This is a genomic window from Pseudomonas sp. GW456-12-1-14-TSB6 (assembly GCF_059424205.1).
Genome location: NZ_JBWKZE010000010.1, coordinates 100,644 through 116,616 on the forward strand (window position 1 = coordinate 100,644; position 15,973 = coordinate 116,616).

Below are 15,973 nucleotides of genomic sequence, written 5' to 3' on the forward strand. Positions count from 1 at the left end.
GCGGTCGGTTCTCACAAAAACAGTCAGTCGTTGAGCAAAGGGCCGTCGCGCAGCGCATCGCGCCCCGCCACTTTGGCCAGCCAGAAACCGGGTTGGGCGTAACGCAGCCGCTCAATGGCAAACAGCACCCCGGACGTACCAGCACACACCGTGCTGACCCGATCCGACAGCGGATCGATCACTTCGAAAATCTTGTCACCGGCTTCAACCCACTCGCCGGGCTTGCGCAGAAAACTCACCACGCCGGGATGCGGCGGCAGGAGCAATTCAGTGCCCTCGAACGGCATGCCTTCGCACGGCTCGTGTGCCGCGCTCGGCCACTCGCCACGGATCAGGCCCTGCTCGGCGAGGAACGCCAGAATGCCTTCGGCCCAGGCTTCGGCCTGCGCCGCTGTGGTGTCAGCCTGACCGCCGAGTTCGACGGTGGTCGCCAGGCACGCCAGTGGAATCTGCGCGTCCGGGAACAGCCGCGACAGGCGCAGCCACGGCAGCGAGCAAGCCTCGTCGAACGAGCTGCCGCCGGAGTCTTCCGCCAGCAAACCGACCTTCACATCCAGATGTGCGGCGAGCGAACGCCACTGCGGCCAGTGCTGCGGCAAGGCGTACATGTGCAGCGCGGCTTCGCAATCGCAATGCAGATCCAGCACCACATCGGCGGTGGCGGCGTGTTGCAGCAGGATGCGCTGCATGCCTTGCAGCTGGCTGCTCGCCTCAGGCAGTGCGGCCAGGTGATCGGCCATCGCCTGACGGATCAGACGGATGTTGGCGTGCGGATCATCACCGAGCTGTCCTTCCAGCCTGGCGGCCACTGGCGCGCTGAGCTCGACGAAATCACGGTTGAAATTCTTGCCGCTGCCGGCCTCGAAACGGCCCTGATGATTGCCTTGCAGCAACTGGCCGAGACCCAGCGGGTTGGCCACCGGCACCAGTTCGATGACGCCGTTAAGCAGGCCCTTGGCTTCGAGTTCGCCGAGGCGTTTTTTCAGTTCCCAGGCGGTGCGCATGCCGGGCAGTTCGTCAGCGTGGAGGCTGGCCTGGATGTAGGCCTTGCGCTCGCCGCTGCCGAAGCGAAAAACCGAAATCCGGCGCTCGCTGCCCAGGTGGCTCCACGGTAGAACGTGGTCGATGCGTTCCATATCAGTGCTTCCTCGGGGCCAGGTAGCTCAGCCAGCGACGCTCGGCCAGCTTGAACAGGCGCACCAGAATGAAGGTCAGGCACAGGTAGAACACGCCGGCGGTGATGTACGCCTCGAACGGCAGGTAGAACTGCGCGTTGACGGTACGGGCCGCGCCGGTGATGTCGATCAGGGTCACGATGGACGCCAGACTGGTGGTCTGCAGCATCATGATCACTTCGTTGCTGTACTGCGGCAGCGCCCGGCGCAGGGCCGATGGCAGCAGGATGCGCTTGTACATCTTGAAGCGCGACATGCCCATGGCCTTGGCCGCTTCGATCTCGCCGTTCGGCGTGGCCTTGAGGCTGCCGGCGATGATTTCGGCGGTGTAGGCGCTGGTGTTGATCGCGAACGCCAGGCACGCACAGAACGTTGCGCTGGACAGCCACGGCCACAAGAAGCTTTCACGCACCGCTTCGAACTGAGCCAGACCGTAGTAGATCAGGAACAGTTGAACCAGCATCGGCGTGCCGCGAATCACGTAGGTGTAGAGCCAGGCTGCGCCATTGACCACAGCGTTCTTGGATACGCGCATCAGGCCCAGCGGCAGGGCCGCGAGCAGACCGAAGAACAGCGACAGCGCGAGCAACTTGAGGGTGGTGACCAGACCGCCGAAGTACAGCGGCAGGGCCTCCCAAATGACGTTGTAGTCGAAGATCATAGATCAGCCGCCCTTACGCCTACCGAGTAGCGCTTCTCAAGGTGACGCAGCGCCAGCAACGAGACACTGGTGATCACCAGGTACATCGCCGCCACTGCGAGGAAGAAGGTGAAAGGCTCGCGGGTGGCGTCGGCCGCCTGCTTGGCCTTGAACATCATGTCCTGCAGACCGACCACGGAAATCAGCGCGGTGGCCTTGGTCAATACCAGCCAGTTGTTGGTGAAGCCCGGAATCGCCAGACGAATCATCTGCGGCACCAGCACCCGGAAGAACACCTGGAAGCTGCTCATGCCGTACGCCATGCCGGCTTCGGCCTGACCTTTGGGGATCGCCATGAATGCGCCGCGGAAAGTTTCCGACAGGTACGCACCGAAGATGAAACCAAGGGTGCCGATACCGGCGGCCAGCGGGTTCAGGTCGATGTAGTCGTCATAGCCGAGCATCGGTGCGACGCGGTTGAGCAGGTCCTGACCGCCGTAGAAGATCAGCAGGATCAGCACCAGGTCGGGAATCCCGCGAATCACCGTGGAATACAGATCGCCCAGCCACGCCAGCCAGCGCACCGGCGACAGGCGCAACGCGACGCCGATCAGCCCGAGAACGATGGCCAGGGCCATGGACGACAAGGCGAGCTGAAGCGTCAGCCAAGCGCCATCGAGGATGACAGCCCCGTAGCCTTTCAACATGATTCAGGTCCTCGAAAGTTGGGATGAAAAAATGGCGCAAACCGCAGAGATCCTGTTGCTTGCGCCATTTCGGACGGGTCGAGCGACGTCTTTACTTGCCGTAAATGTCGAAGTCGAAATACTTGTCCTGGATTGCCTTGTACTTGCCGTTCTCGCGGATGGCCGCGATGGCGGTGTTGATCTTGTCTTTCAGGGCGTCGCCCTTGCGTACCGCGATGCCTACGCCGTCGCCGAAGTATTTGACGTCGGTGAACGCCGGGCCGACGAACGCGAAGCCTTTGCCGGCGTCGGTTTTCAGGAAGCCGTCATTCAACAGCGTAGCGTCCGCCACGGTGCCGTCGAGGCGGCCGGCGGCCACGTCGAGGTAGATTTCGTTCTGCGAGCCGTACGGCTTGATCTCGGCACCCAGCGGGGCCAGGACTTCGCGGGCGAAACGCTCGTGGATCGAACCACGCTGCACGCCGATGTTCTTGCCCTTCAGCTCAGCCAGACCTTCGCTGACCTGAGTGCCTTCCTTCATCACGAGGCGGGCCGGGGTGTTGTAGTACTTGTTGGTGAAGTCCACGGACTTCTTGCGGTCGTCAGTGATCGACATGGACGACAGGATCGCGTCGATCTTGCGCACTTTCAGTGCCGGGATCAGACCGTCGAACTCTTGCTCGACCCACTGGCACTTGACCTTCATTTCTTCGCACAGCGCGTTGCCGATGTCGTAGTCGAAACCGACGATGCTGCCGTCCGGCGCTTTGGAGGCGAATGGAGGGTAAGCCGCTTCGATACCGATTTTCAGAGGCTTTTCATCGGCGAACGTCGGCAGGGACAGCACGGACAGTGCCAGGGCGCCAAGCAGCACAAGTTTCTTCATCTTGGGACTCCATCGGTAAAGGGCAAAAACGGCAGAGTGAGCGACAGCCCAATATGCGAATGGGTGTAACGAAATCGGTTGCTGCGTGCGTGGGACAGTTCCAGTCAAAACCGCGACGGCTTCAACGCAAGCCACGACGAGCGAGTGATCGGCATTCTAACGACAGGCCCGAAGCCGATATTTCTTCAATGCGACAACTAATTACAGATGCACCGAGAAACCCGCTTGAGCACATTGACAGCCCTGCAATTTCATGCAAGAGCGAAAGACAGTGAACCGATCTATGCTGCAAATTGCGGGCCTATTATTCGCAAACCCTTCTAATCCGGCAAGCGCGGGGTTATGTCTTATTTTTCACCGGGTGTTTTGAGGCTCTAAAACGGGGCGATGCGTTTCCGGATGCCCCGTTGCGGAGCGGGCGGTTACACATTCAGTTACTTGAAGGCGGACGGGTAACAGTGGGAAGTGTCTGACGGATGAAACCGATAATTATTGGAAAACAAAAAGCCCCGCCCGGCGCGATGCCGGACGGGGCTTTTTCAGCCTTCAGACCCGCCGCTACGCGACGTTCATGGTCTTGTGCGTATCGATCAGATGCTGCACCACACCCGGATCCGCCAGGGTGGAGATGTCGCCCAACCCTTCGTATTCGGCGGTAGCGATCTTGCGCAGGATGCGGCGCATGATCTTGCCCGAACGGGTCTTCGGCAGCCCCGGCGCCCACTGGATCACGTCCGGCGAAGCAATCGGCCCGATCTCTTTGCGCACCCAGTTCTTCAGCTCCAGGCGCAGTTGCTCGCTCGGTTCTTCGCCATTCTTCAGAGTGACGTAGACATAAATGCCCTGCCCCTTGATGTCGTGCGGCACACCGACCACCGCCGCTTCGGCGACTTTCGGATGAGCAACCATCGCGCTTTCGATCTCGGCAGTGCCCATGCGGTGGCCGGACACGTTGAGCACGTCGTCCACGCGACCGGTGATCCAGTAGTAACCGTCGGCATCGCGACGGGCGCCGTCACCGGTGAAGTACATGCCACGGAAGGTCTTGAAGTAGGTGTCAACGAAACGGTCGTGGTCGCCGTACAGAGTGCGCGCCTGACCCGGCCACGAATCGAGAATCACCAGATTGCCTTCGGCCTCGCCCTCGATGATGTTGCCGAGGTTGTCCACCAGCGCCGGCACCACACCGAAGAACGGACGTGCGGCCGAACCCGGTTTCAGCGCATGAGCACCCGGCAACGGGCTCATCATGTTGCCGCCGGTTTCGGTCTGCCACCAGGTGTCGACGATCGGGCAACGGGACTTGCCGACGTTCTTGTAGTACCAGTCCCAGGCTTCCGGGTTGATCGGCTCGCCCACCGAACCGAGCAGACGCAGGCTGCTGCCGTCCGCGCCCTCAACAGCGGCGGTGCCGGAGGCCATCATCGCGCGGATCGCGGTCGGTGCGGTGTAGAGGATGTTGACCTTGTGCTTGTCGACAATCTTCGCCACCCGGGTGATGTCCGGATAGTTCGGCACGCCTTCGAACAGCAGCGTGGTCGCGCCGTTGGCCAGCGGGCCGTAGACGATGTAGGAGTGACCGGTGACCCAGCCCACGTCAGCGGTGCACCAGTAGATTTCGCCCGGACGGTAGTCGAACACGCGCTCGTGGGTCATCGCTGCGTACAACAGGTAGCCGCCAGTGGTGTGCTGCACGCCCTTCGGCTTGCCGGTGGAGCCGGAGGTATAAAGGATGAACAGCGCTTCTTCGGCACCCATCTCTTTCGGCGCGCAGACAGTGCCCGCCACTTTCATCAGGTCTTCGTACCAGATGTCGCGATGCTGGTTCCACTTGATGTCGCCGCCGGTGCGCTTGCACACGATGACTTTCTGGATGCTGCTGGTTTCCGGGTTGGTCAGGGCGTCGTCGACGTTGGCCTTGAGGGAAATCTTCTTGCCGGCACGAATGCCTTCGTCAGCGGTGATCACCACTTTCGAGCGGCAGTCGATGATGCGACCGGCCAGGGCTTCCGGCGAGAAACCGCCGAACACCACCGAGTGAATCGCGCCGATCCGGGTACAGGCCAGCATGGCGACCACGGCTTCGGGGATCATCGGCATATAAATGGTCACCACGTCGCCGCGGTGCACGTCCTGGCCACGCAGGGCGTTGGCGAGTTTGCACACTTGTTCGTGCAGTTCGCGGTAGGTGATGTTGCGGCTTTCGGAAGGATCGTCGCCTTCCCAGATGATGGCGACCTGGTCGCCGCGCTCGGCCAGATGACGGTCGAGGCAGTTGTAGGAAACGTTCAGGGTGCCGTCGGCAAACCACTTGATGTCGACATGGTGATCGTCGAACGAAGTCTGTTTCACCGTGGTGAAAGGCTTGATCCAGTCGAGGCGCTTGGCTTGTTCACGCCAGAAGCCGTCAGGGTTGACGACCGACTGTTGGTACATGGCTTTGTAGGTCGCCTCGTCGGTCAGCGTATTGGCCAGAACCTCGGGACGAACGGGATACAGGGAAGCCGCACTCATCTTTCCTACCTCGGTGTAATAGTTGTTTTTGTATGACCCTGTTGTAGCCGGGGCGCCCGTATAGAACCATTCGACGATGGTAGTAACAAGCCCCTACAAAACATCCAGAAATGCCCGAACCACCTTTGAAGCAACGCACGCAACCCTTGTGGGAGCTGGCCTGCCAGCGATTCAGACGACCCGGTTTCCCGGGAAAGCCGCAGCGCCGGTAACACCGCATCCAAGGATTGTTACCAAATCTGCCAAAGGTGTTTATCAAAACCGGGTCTGTTTACCCCTGCCCCGCCTCCCTAAAATTCACCTCGCCGACAAGGCAAAGCGATTAACAAGGTTACAGCCCCCACGAAGGCCGTTAATCCAGTTCTGAAGTAACAAAGCAAAACGATGAAGTTCCACACGCAACCCCAAAAAGGTTGCGTGACCCCACTCGACCTCAAGAAGGTAAATTTCAAATGAAAGCTTTATTGGTTCTGGCCCTCAGCAGTCTGTGCGCAACCGCCATGGCAGACGAGGTTCCGACTGATGTCGCACAGCAACAACCGGCTATCGAGGAATACACTTACTCCACTCACCTGGACATCGCCAAAGTTGTTTCCATGAGCGAAGTTCCGAATGTCTGCGAAGTTGTTCCGGCAAAAATGGAATACGACGACTCCAAGGGTCAGCGTCACATCCTGCGTTACAGCATCATGGGCAACGGCTGCACCAATTGATGCGTTGAGACTGCACCGAATCGGATCACTCAGCGCAACATCGAGGGTCGATTCCAGCCCGGCTTCGGTCGGGCTCAGTTGTGTTTGAAGCGGCGCAAAAGGGTTGCAAAACACAAGATATAGTGAAAAACGCGGTTTTTTGCTCGTTTTTTGAGCAATCAATCACACGCCAAAAAATTAATGAAAAAAAATTCTCCGGGGCCAATCCCGGCGAAAGCCCTGTAAACCCTCGCTCCGATCGAAATCACCCGCGCGCTCGACCGCCCTGCGCTGTTTCGCCCTCCCCCACGCCCGTGTTTTTTTCCCTATAATGCCGCCCCAATCGGGTCAGCAATATTCCCTTACAGGGATCAAAGCCATTCTGAAGCCCCGCAGTAGCGACAACGCTGACCTGCGCCCGTCAGAGGCTCTCGGAAACCCGTAAAAATTTTCTGTTTATTGCCTGCGTAGCACCGCTGCAAAAAACGACATCCAACGCGGCCTGTACGGCCGTGTGAAAAACCAACCAATCAGTTTTCACACGGGCACAGGCCCTCACGCAGGAGACGACACGTCATGCTGAGCTGGGACGAATTCGACAAAGAAGACAGTGAAGTAGCAGCAGTGAAAGGCGCCAACGCCGGCCACGCTAGCGAAGCCAACATGGACCGCCTCGACACCGCCGGCGGTGCCGCCGCCCTCGAAGCCCGCGCCGTGACCGCCGAAGACTCGGCCGCCGTGGCCCGCGCCAAGGCTGCACTGGACTCCCTCGACGTCGCCGAAGGCCTCGCCGAACTCGAAGGCTCCGCCGCCCGTGTCGCCGTTGACGAAAAGCGCATGATCAACTGCCGCGCCGACCTCAACCAGCTCGTGCCATTCAAGTACGACTGGGCCTGGCAGAAATACCTGGACGGTTGCGCAAACCACTGGATGCCGCAAGAAGTCAACATGACCGCCGACATCGCCCTCTGGAAAAACCCGGAAGGCCTGACCGACGACGAGCGCCGCATCGTGATGCGCAACCTCGGCTTCTTCTCCACCGCCGACTCCCTGGTGGCCAACAACCTGGCCCTGGCCGTGTACCGCCTGATCACCAACCCGGAATGCCGCCAGTACATCCTGCGCCAGGCGTTCGAAGAGGCGATCCACACCCACGCCTACCAGTACTGCATCGAATCGCTGGGCATGGATGAAGGCGAGATCTTCAACATGTACCACGAGATCCCGTCGGTCGCGAAAAAAGCCGCCTGGGGCCTGAAATACACCCGCGCCATCTCCGACCCGGAATTCAACACCGGCACCGTCGAAACCGACAAAGAACTGCTGCGCAACCTGATCGCCTACTACTGCGTTCTGGAAGGCATCTTCTTCTACTGCGGCTTCACCCAGATCCTCTCCATGGGCCGCCGCAACAAAATGACCGGCGTCGCCGAGCAGTTCCAGTACATCCTGCGCGACGAATCCATGCACCTGAACTTCGGCATCGACGTGATCAACCAGATCAAAATCGAAAACCCACACCTCTGGGATGCCGAAATGAAGGAAGAAGCTTCGCAGATGATCCTGCAGGGCACTCAGCTGGAAATCGAATACGCCCGCGACACCATGCCTCGCGGTGTGTTGGGCATGAACGCGGCGATGATGGAGGACTATCTGAAGTTCATCGCTAACCGTCGTCTGTCGCAGATCGGTTTGAAGGAAGAGTACCCAGGGACGACTAACCCGTTCCCTTGGATGAGCGAGATTATGGACTTGAAGAAAGAGAAGAATTTCTTTGAGACTCGGGTTATTGAGTATCAGACTGGTGGGGCTTTGAGCTGGGATTGATGCCGCTTTCCGTGACCTAAAGTTTTTAACTTGGGCCGAAACAAAAAAAGCCCTGCTCGATGCAGGGCTTTTTTTTAAATCATGCTATGAGAGTGACGATAGAGAGGAAGAAAAATGGTCGACGGTGTCGAAAAAACTTCAACAGATAGTCCGCCAGTCTCTAAACCAACTATTACGCGAAAAAAAAATAGCACCAGAGTCGAGAAAGTTATTAAAAAAGCTTCACCACTCAAAAAAGTAACAACAACGAAGGGCCAAAAAAAACCAATTGCCTCCAGTTCAAAGACGGCAAAATTCCCTCGCCACACCATAGAAAAAGTTCTCCGAATCCCGCGCGCAATACAAGAACAAAATGCAGGAAAAACATGCTCTGAACGAGAAGCTGCTCAGTTTGTTGGTGTAGGATTCGGCGGTCCTTTCCGAGTAGAAGTCAGCTCAGCATTAAAATACGGATTACTTGAGCGTAAGGGAACTGGTCAGATAGCTATCACGGATCTAGCGCGCAGAATAATACGGCCGCAACAAACCGAAGACGAAGTAATTGGGTTAAGAGAGGCGGCTATAAATGCCCCTGACATTGGCGAAGTTTACCAACACTATCGTGGCGAAAATCTTCCAGACGCACAATTTTTCAGAAATGCTCTAATTGACAAATTCAACCTACCGGAGGATAAAGCGTCAGAATTTGAGAACATTTTCTTAGAAACAATGCGTGAAGCTAAGTTGCTAGATGAACATAATGGAAAAAGGCGAATTTTAGACATTTCAAATGAGCCTTCAAAAGACGCAAGCGACGACAGACTGAAGAAACTGGGAAGACAAGTTTCAATTAAAAGTACTGACACATGCTTTGTTATGATGCCTTTTGCGAACCCTATTGGTTCCTATTACTCTACGATCTATGAGCCGGCTATTCAGAAGGCTGGACTCACTCCGATAAGAGCAGACGCAGATATATTTGGCACTGGAAAAATAATTGACCAGATTTGGCAAGGCATTAACAATTCAAAAATACTCGTAGCGGAACTGACCCATAGAAATCCAAATGTTTTCTATGAGCTTGGTCTTGCTCACGCTTTGAACAAACCAGTAGTTCTCATTTGCTCAAATGAGTCAGATGTACCATTTGACCTACAGCACATACGGGTTATTTACTACGACGTTACGGATCCCTTCTGGGGGAACAAGCTAATAGAAAAAATAGCTGAAAATATACTATCCGCTATAAGGACACCAGAAGAAGCCGTATTCAAAGCTGCACTGCAAGCTTAAAATATAACAGATTCTCCTGGGCCACCTATGTGGCCCAATTCTTTTATGGATGAAAATCTCAAAAACCGAGCCAATATAAAATCGATAAATAGCCTCACAACAGCGCAAGGCTTCGAGGAACTCACTCAAACTGGGCAAATCCATCTATAAAAACAACTAAATCATTCACAGACCTATTTTCACGAAGAGTCTTATTGCTAATTAATTTAGCTTGTTCAAGCACTACATTCATTGATGAGCCCGGCTTTTTTCTTTGGCCAATCGCAGTAATGATTGCCTTTTTCCTTCGAGCGATTTCCGCCACAGATTTTTTTAATTCTTCGCTACCGAGATCCCAGTTGAAGGCTCCATCTATATAGCTCTCCGCCCTTTCCATGCACTCGGAGTTTTCTACTGCAAAAATCGGATGCAACAAATCTTCTAATGTACCTTTTTCAGGCGTCTCCCCCCATATATATATAGCTTTGTTATCACTGACAGCAGCGAACGGATTGGTCTCATCTGGAGTCCAGGGAGAAAGCATCCAACGCTCACCATCAACTACTTCTTCAAATGATGCAAAAGCTTGATTTCTCACACGTTCAGCGCCGATATCATCGGCATCGTAAAAGAAAAGATATCTACTCTCACTAATAAACTCAGTGGCACCTTGCAAAAAAACGCTAGCATTATTGAGCATTGGAACAACATCAGACAACAGCTCTTTTATTTTTACGATCTGCTCTTTTCCGCCACTATTGAATAGTAATACCAAATCATCTTTACGCTTAAAAACCTGATCAGGAAGGAAAAATTTATGGGCCATATCTAGTGCCATATCTCGGGCGGCATGTTTATCCACGCTACTCTTGAACAACTGATTAAATGGCGATGGATACTCACTAAACTTCCAGGTCACTCGCTCAAAAGCAAAGATTGACTCCATGATCTTTTTGATAAATGCGACGTCATGTGGCCCCTCGCAAAAAACTAAAAGTGCTTTCATTATTATTTAGCCTTCCGCAAGTCAACGTTACCAGCCAATACAAGCTGTTTAAACTCACCACCTGAAAACTCTCGCACTTCTATAACGGATGGATCATCAGCACTCGTAACTAACGCATGACACGAAAGATCTTTGCTTGATGGTGTCCCCAAGACAAACGCATCAATACACTCTTTACTGTGACTAGTAAGAAAAACTTGGACATTAAACAATTCTGCCAGACCATGTACAAAAGGCGCAAATTTCTCAATGAGATCCGCATGAATTGCGTTTTCGAATTCATCAATCAAAAGAACCCCGTTTTGCGCTGAAGCGAACAGCAAACAAATAAAGAATATCCGCTGCAACCCTTCTCCATAAACCATTAAATCTAGAGCTGTTGAGTAATTTCCATCATCAACCAAAAATCGCTGTAACTCATCCACAAGCCGAATATCATTCAAAGTCGGCAATATTTCAAACCGAATAAAATCAAATATTTTTGGCAATGCTTTTGACTGGAAACTTTTATGGTAAAAAGCAGTGTATCTATGAGGCTCATTTAGAAAGAATGGACTACTGTAAACCACATGACTGATAATTTTAATGGAGTCCGCGAGCGTCTCTCGATCCCGACCTTTAAACAAGTTAGTTAGTGACTCCTGTTTATTACCCCCAAACTCAGAAACAATTTCGACACTACCTAAATACCTAGTACGATCTAAATTCCCATTACTATCAGAGAAGTCCCTAACCGCAACAGATGCGTTCTGATTATCAAAAACACCAGATATCTTTATTTCGCCGGACAACTGCTCCATTAACCACTCTGGATTTATGTGATCCTCGGGTATTTTCCCTCTTCTGCGAATAACCTCGAGAATACCGGCGAAATCATTTTGACGACTTAACAAGTATATCGACTCAAGCAGGGTGGTTTTACCGCAGTTATTAAAACCAGCAAATATGTTGATTTTCGACAGCTTATTCAATTTTAGATTTTTTAGCTTCTTATAAGAATCGATATAAAGCGAGCTATAGTGCCGATCTACACGATCATGAAAAACAGTTTTTTGCTCTACACCCAACAACCCTGAACCACGTGTTTTATCAACTATCCCCTGCAAACGACCCAGCGCGCTCTCAAGGTCTGGTAGTTGTTTGCTATCGATCGCTAGCTGACTCAAAATAGCGATATCACTAGTAACTGACTTGATCGCCAGTTCCTGTCGCTCCTTAAATACCAAATCACTTGCACGATAAGCTGCGTTTAGATCTCTATGTGCGATCAAATTCGCCAAAGCTCTTTCATCACCAATAATCTGGCCTAATATTCTTATATCATCTCGTTTAGTGATCGCAGGCTCTAGATACTTATCATTGAAACTAACCTGCCCACTATCATCCTCTTCCTCTAAAGGCTCCAATGACATCAACGAAAAAAACAAATCAGCATTAGTTTTATGAGTTACTTTAAATGTTGATTCATCCCACACCAGCCAATTTTTCAAAGCAGAATTTCTTGCAGCTTCGCGAAATATCGGAAATTTCGCCTCATCAAACTGATCTCCATAATCTGATTCAGCATACTGTTGAACCAGCGACAATGCTCTTAAACTCCTGCGCAGCTCTATTTTTGAAATTCCAATTCTATTGCAAATCTCACCCTCACCTAATTGATAGGTAGTATGCATTTTTTCTAAAAGCTTTGCTTGATTCCACTCCCCCCACTTTTTATTACCACTGATATGTTTCAAAGCCATAAGAGTTAAGTGATGCATTTCGTCGGCATCAGCATATAGAACAACAGGAATTCTTGTGAAAATAGCAGGATCCAATCGACCTAGCTCTACACTTCGCTGTTCAAATTCATTTTCTAAATACTTTAACGCCGCAATACGCCTATTACCTTCAACTACAACGTAACCGCCATCTGCTAACTCACGCACCTGTATCTGATCTACCGGCAAGTATCCATTAGACTTGAAGCTATCAATCAGATCCTGAATATTTTGATTGCGATCCCCACTAATCAATCTTAATGTGCGCTGCGCTACGTTTTTATCTTTTATTTTATCTTCAGAAACCTCGACCTGTTCTTTTTCATGAATCAGCCGATAGTTATTTGGATCTAAGTATAAATTTTTTAAACTAAATCTTTTTGAACTGGAATCAATATTTTTTGGCAAATCACTCATTGACTTAACCTCTTTTCCAAGAAACCAATTGAAACGGTCTTCATATAGCTAATCAAACACGCATATACTGGTGACTATCCCACATTTTCGCGTTATAAAAAAGACGGATATTCAAATAGATTCACCGCGATTGACAATTCTTTTTCTGATGCTACATGTGCAACAATTCAACCGTTCCACATCCGACCCACGCGAATATTCCTACAGCAGCATTACAGCCGCTTATAGCTTTACACCTTTTCTAATAAATCGATATTGACCTAAGCTTCACACGCCAATAATCTCTGTTCCCTGGTGCCTAAGAAACACCTCACACAGCGGACTCACCGCACCCGACAGTCGCGGCTTTTTTGTGCCTATGGTTTCCCCGTGCGCATCAAAAAATCTCTGTTATGCCGGGAGTGGGCGAATAAAAGACCCGAAAGGGGAATATGTCCGGCCCTCTGTGTGGGGTTTCTTAGCTCCCGGCACCCAGCCCTAAGAAAGCTGACATCACACAGAGGTAAAAGGATATGCCTAAGAATGTCTCCTTCGGCACGAAGGAAATCAGCTTCAACATCAGCACGGACTGCATGCTTCCAGCACAGGAGGCCCGCCATGTCTGAACCCCACAATTCAAAACTCTTCACCCTGCACAAGCTTTCTCTCCACGCCCTCCTCCTCGAAAACCAGCCATGGTTTTGCGCACGCGATATCGGTCGTTTGATGGGCGTCCATCTCAGTGATCGCATGGTCAGCAAACTGGACAAGGACCAGCATCGTTTTTTGTGGATTGAGTATTACCGGCAACCTGACAAGCAGTTAATGCTCAGTGAGTCCGGGGTGTATGCACTGTTGGTGTACCACTACGTCCCTGGGAATCGTTTGCTGCGGGAATGGCTGACCCATCAGGTGGTGCCAGCCTTACGCGATGCCGCATCCTCAGAGAACTCGGATCGACCTATGTTGAGTTTTCTGAATTGGCCGGAGATGTCAGTGAGTCTGCTGCACTGGCAGGATGAGAGTTGGATTCGACTCCGAGACATGCCGTATCTGTTGCAAAATCAGACACAGAAGCGAGCAACGGTTCCTAAGCCTTGGTGGCAAAAGGTTTCGAAGATGTTTCAGTCGTCAAAGCATTCGATGGGCTAAGTGTTGTGTTTGTAAGATCGCTTGCGAGATCTATCGCCAACATCTGTAGGAGTTTTCCTAGACAGCAGTGATGGCCACTCAGTATCGTCCGAGGGTTTTTAGCCCTCGGCGATTTTATGAGCACAACGAACAAAGATAGCGATTGGAGCATTGCTGAGGTTAGGGCCGCAGTAGCTGCCTATCTGAAGATGCTCGCGTTAGAGAAACGCGGTCAAAAATTTGTTAAGACCGCAGAGAATCTTGCGCTGCGTGAAACGGCACTACCGAATCGAACAAAAGGCTCGGTCGAATTCCGGATGCAGAACATCTCCGCCGTTCTGATGAAAATGCATCGAGAATTTATCAAAGGATATAAACCCGCCCGAAACGTTGGCTCAAATGTCGAGCAGTCAATTCGAGCAGTGCTGATTGAAAAGGGCGTGAAGCCTGGAGACCCGACAGCTCCTACTGCTGATGAGGAAACGCTGGAGCAAAGGGCGGTAGCACTGGAAAAACTGCCACTTGGAGATGAACCGGCTGGGATTCTGAAGCCCAAGCGTGCTCCATCATCAGGCACTGCCTACATCCGTGACCCGAAAGTTAGAGCTTGGGTTCGAAAGAAGGCTAAAGGTGTATGCGAGGGATGTAAGCAACCTGCGCCGTTCACCAAAAATGACTCACCCTATCTTGAAGTCCACCATGTTAAGCACTTGGCAAATAAAGGGTCTGATCGAACCAGCAATGCTGTGGCGCTCTGTCCAAACTGCCATCGACGCTGTCACCATTCGAATGACAGCGAGGCGTTCACTGAGTCGCTATATCTGAGCGTGAAGCGGCTGAGACGGGAGTGAAGGGATCACCTCACTTCACAGCATTGCTGCGGGATTGGGAATTCAAGATCAAGGATTGAGGTGAGGCTCATCCCCCACAAATCCAGCATCACCCCGAAAACAAACAGTGCAACCCACCCCACCACCCGCTATTAATACCCCTCCCCACTCAAGGATCCGAGCCCCACCATGAAATTCGACCTCGCCTACTGCCTCAGCCTCGACGACAAACTGTCGATCTATGACGTTCGCGATCTCAATTTTGATGAGACGGTGGCGTTCGATTCTGCGAAGGAACACTTCCAGTGCCCCAACGACGCCTGTCGTTCGGCGTTCGATGCTTCCAACGAGTTGGGCACGTTCAACGCCAAGAACGTGAATTACGTGCGCACGCCGCACTTCAAGAATCTGCCCGGTACGCAGCATGTGGCGGGTTGTCCGTATGTGAGTTTGAAGCCGTCGGCGTCGGGGGTTGAGGCGGCGGATGGGGAATCGGATGACGGGCGGGAGGAGCATTTCCCTTCGGAGTTGTTGCTGACGCGCCGTGAGTATGTACGCAAGCCTGCCGCGCCAGCGGGGGCGGCGGATGTATTGCGGGATGATCCGGTGCGGGTGGCGGCTCCCCCCTCGAAAGAGTCGCCGAGTCGTGAGACGGCGCCGGACAAGACCAGTGTCTTCGCCCATCCCGTGGAGTGTTTTGTGTCGAACTTCGCGGACAAGGATTTGCTCAAGCGTATGCCGTTGAAGATTGGCGAGCATACGGCGCCGTACAGTTCGTTCTTCAAGAAGATCGAGTACTTGATGGACAACAAGGGGCTGATTTATTGGGGTCGGATCAAGAAGATCGAGGACTTCCACAGCGCCAGTTTCCGGATCGATTTCGAGGATAAGGTCTGGTTCAAGAAGCCGGATGACAGCAAGAAGAAACCTTATCCGGTCAGTGTCTATCTCAACAAAAAGCTGATCGACAACTACCGCAAGCGCAAGGCGTTTCTGGAAGAGATCAAGCACGCCATTGATAGCGACAAAGAGCTGTTCTGTTTCTTTTATGGCGTGACGCCGGAGTTGAAGCAGGTGCCGGGCAAGAAGAACCCCGAAAAACCTTTCGAGGTCTTCAATGCCAATATCGAGAACCTGGATCACTTCATCATTCGTGAAGCGCCGGGTTTGGCGTGATGG

At 52.7% G+C, this 15,973-nt stretch carries 13 protein-coding genes; 6 read left to right on the forward strand and 7 right to left on the reverse strand.

All coding sequences use genetic code 11. The annotated features are described in order from the left end of the window. Nucleotides 1-23 precede the first annotated feature (23 nt). From AC07Y2_RS11775 to acs, 5 genes are all read right to left on the reverse strand, one after another. On the reverse strand, nt 24-1,136 hold the full coding sequence (locus tag AC07Y2_RS11775; RefSeq protein ID WP_103386061.1) for a succinylglutamate desuccinylase/aspartoacylase family protein: 1,113 nt from the start codon (nt 1,134-1,136) through the stop codon (nt 24-26). Nucleotide 1,137: 1 nt separating this feature from the next. Beyond that, nucleotides 1,138-1,836: an ABC transporter permease gene (locus AC07Y2_RS11780; protein WP_039772064.1), complete on the reverse strand. Its 699-nt coding sequence runs from the start codon at nt 1,834-1,836 to the stop codon at nt 1,138-1,140. Beyond that, nucleotides 1,833-2,522 (reverse strand): ABC transporter permease, encoded by a 690-nt coding sequence (locus tag AC07Y2_RS11785; protein ID WP_007951063.1) that lies wholly within the window; start codon nt 2,520-2,522, stop codon nt 1,833-1,835. The genes AC07Y2_RS11780 and AC07Y2_RS11785 overlap by 4 nt, the downstream gene beginning before the upstream one ends. A 91-nt stretch (nt 2,523-2,613) precedes the next feature. After that, nucleotides 2,614-3,387 (reverse strand): ABC transporter substrate-binding protein, encoded by a 774-nt coding sequence (locus AC07Y2_RS11790; RefSeq protein WP_011335541.1) that lies wholly within the window; start codon nt 3,385-3,387, stop codon nt 2,614-2,616. 558 nt (nt 3,388-3,945) lie between these two features. After that, the gene (acs, locus tag AC07Y2_RS11795) at nt 3,946-5,901 is read right to left on the reverse strand and encodes an acetate--CoA ligase (RefSeq protein WP_007951065.1); all 1,956 of its coding nucleotides are present in this window, start codon (nt 5,899-5,901) and stop codon (nt 3,946-3,948) included. A gap of 452 nt (nt 5,902-6,353) precedes the next feature. Here acs and AC07Y2_RS11800 point away from each other — a divergent pair, with 452 nt between their 5' ends. From AC07Y2_RS11800 to AC07Y2_RS11810, 3 genes are all read left to right on the forward strand, one after another. Continuing rightward, entirely contained in the window at nt 6,354-6,614 is a 261-nt protein-coding gene (locus tag AC07Y2_RS11800; RefSeq protein WP_011335542.1) for a DUF2790 domain-containing protein, read from the forward strand. Between the two features lie 555 nt (nt 6,615-7,169). Further along, nucleotides 7,170-8,420 (forward strand): ribonucleotide-diphosphate reductase subunit beta, encoded by a 1,251-nt coding sequence (locus AC07Y2_RS11805; protein ID WP_039772059.1) that lies wholly within the window; start codon nt 7,170-7,172, stop codon nt 8,418-8,420. Between the two features lie 114 nt (nt 8,421-8,534). Beyond that, nucleotides 8,535-9,692, forward strand: coding sequence for a hypothetical protein (locus AC07Y2_RS11810; protein WP_103386060.1), 1,158 nt, complete (start codon nt 8,535-8,537; stop codon nt 9,690-9,692). A gap of 121 nt (nt 9,693-9,813) precedes the next feature. Here the strand turns inward: AC07Y2_RS11810 and AC07Y2_RS11815 are convergent, their stop codons facing one another. Beyond that, a complete protein-coding gene (locus AC07Y2_RS11815) occupies nt 9,814-10,677 on the reverse strand; it encodes a DUF3226 domain-containing protein (protein ID WP_103386059.1) in 864 nt (287 codons plus the stop codon). Nucleotides 10,678-10,679: 2 nt separating this feature from the next. Continuing rightward, nucleotides 10,680-12,854: an AAA family ATPase gene (locus AC07Y2_RS11820; protein ID WP_103386058.1), complete on the reverse strand. Its 2,175-nt coding sequence runs from the start codon at nt 12,852-12,854 to the stop codon at nt 10,680-10,682. Between the two features lie 597 nt (nt 12,855-13,451). Between AC07Y2_RS11820 and AC07Y2_RS11825 the strand changes: the two genes are divergently transcribed. The 3 genes from AC07Y2_RS11825 to AC07Y2_RS11835 all read left to right on the forward strand — a co-directional run bounded on the left by AC07Y2_RS11825 (nt 13,452) and on the right by AC07Y2_RS11835 (nt 15,970). Continuing rightward, on the forward strand, nt 13,452-13,985 hold the full coding sequence (locus tag AC07Y2_RS11825; RefSeq protein ID WP_103386057.1) for a BRO-N domain-containing protein: 534 nt from the start codon (nt 13,452-13,454) through the stop codon (nt 13,983-13,985). 116 nt (nt 13,986-14,101) lie between these two features. Beyond that, nucleotides 14,102-14,815 (forward strand): HNH endonuclease, encoded by a 714-nt coding sequence (locus tag AC07Y2_RS11830; RefSeq protein ID WP_103386056.1) that lies wholly within the window; start codon nt 14,102-14,104, stop codon nt 14,813-14,815. A gap of 168 nt (nt 14,816-14,983) precedes the next feature. Next, entirely contained in the window at nt 14,984-15,970 is a 987-nt protein-coding gene (locus AC07Y2_RS11835; protein WP_103386055.1) for a hypothetical protein, read from the forward strand. Nucleotides 15,971-15,973 lie beyond the last annotated feature (3 nt).

What these genes read in the sequence shown, in the direction of transcription:
- AC07Y2_RS11775 (WP_103386061.1), bottom strand. Translation starts at nt 1,136, where the DNA reads ATGGAACGCATCGACCACGTTCTACCGTGGAGCCACCTGGGCAGCGAG.
- AC07Y2_RS11780 (WP_039772064.1), bottom strand. Translation starts at nt 1,836, where the DNA reads ATGATCTTCGACTACAACGTCATTTGGGAGGCCCTGCCGCTGTACTTC.
- AC07Y2_RS11785 (WP_007951063.1), bottom strand. Translation starts at nt 2,522, where the DNA reads ATGTTGAAAGGCTACGGGGCTGTCATCCTCGATGGCGCTTGGCTGACG.
- AC07Y2_RS11790 (WP_011335541.1), bottom strand. Translation starts at nt 3,387, where the DNA reads ATGAAGAAACTTGTGCTGCTTGGCGCCCTGGCACTGTCCGTGCTGTCC.
- acs (WP_007951065.1), bottom strand. Translation starts at nt 5,901, where the DNA reads ATGAGTGCGGCTTCCCTGTATCCCGTTCGTCCCGAGGTTCTGGCCAAT.
- AC07Y2_RS11800 (WP_011335542.1), top strand. Translation starts at nt 6,354, where the DNA reads ATGAAAGCTTTATTGGTTCTGGCCCTCAGCAGTCTGTGCGCAACCGCC.
- AC07Y2_RS11805 (WP_039772059.1), top strand. Translation starts at nt 7,170, where the DNA reads ATGCTGAGCTGGGACGAATTCGACAAAGAAGACAGTGAAGTAGCAGCA.
- AC07Y2_RS11810 (WP_103386060.1), top strand. Translation starts at nt 8,535, where the DNA reads ATGGTCGACGGTGTCGAAAAAACTTCAACAGATAGTCCGCCAGTCTCT.
- AC07Y2_RS11815 (WP_103386059.1), bottom strand. Translation starts at nt 10,677, where the DNA reads ATGAAAGCACTTTTAGTTTTTTGCGAGGGGCCACATGACGTCGCATTT.
- AC07Y2_RS11820 (WP_103386058.1), bottom strand. Translation starts at nt 12,854, where the DNA reads ATGAGTGATTTGCCAAAAAATATTGATTCCAGTTCAAAAAGATTTAGT.
- AC07Y2_RS11825 (WP_103386057.1), top strand. Translation starts at nt 13,452, where the DNA reads ATGTCTGAACCCCACAATTCAAAACTCTTCACCCTGCACAAGCTTTCT.
- AC07Y2_RS11830 (WP_103386056.1), top strand. Translation starts at nt 14,102, where the DNA reads ATGAGCACAACGAACAAAGATAGCGATTGGAGCATTGCTGAGGTTAGG.
- AC07Y2_RS11835 (WP_103386055.1), top strand. Translation starts at nt 14,984, where the DNA reads ATGAAATTCGACCTCGCCTACTGCCTCAGCCTCGACGACAAACTGTCG.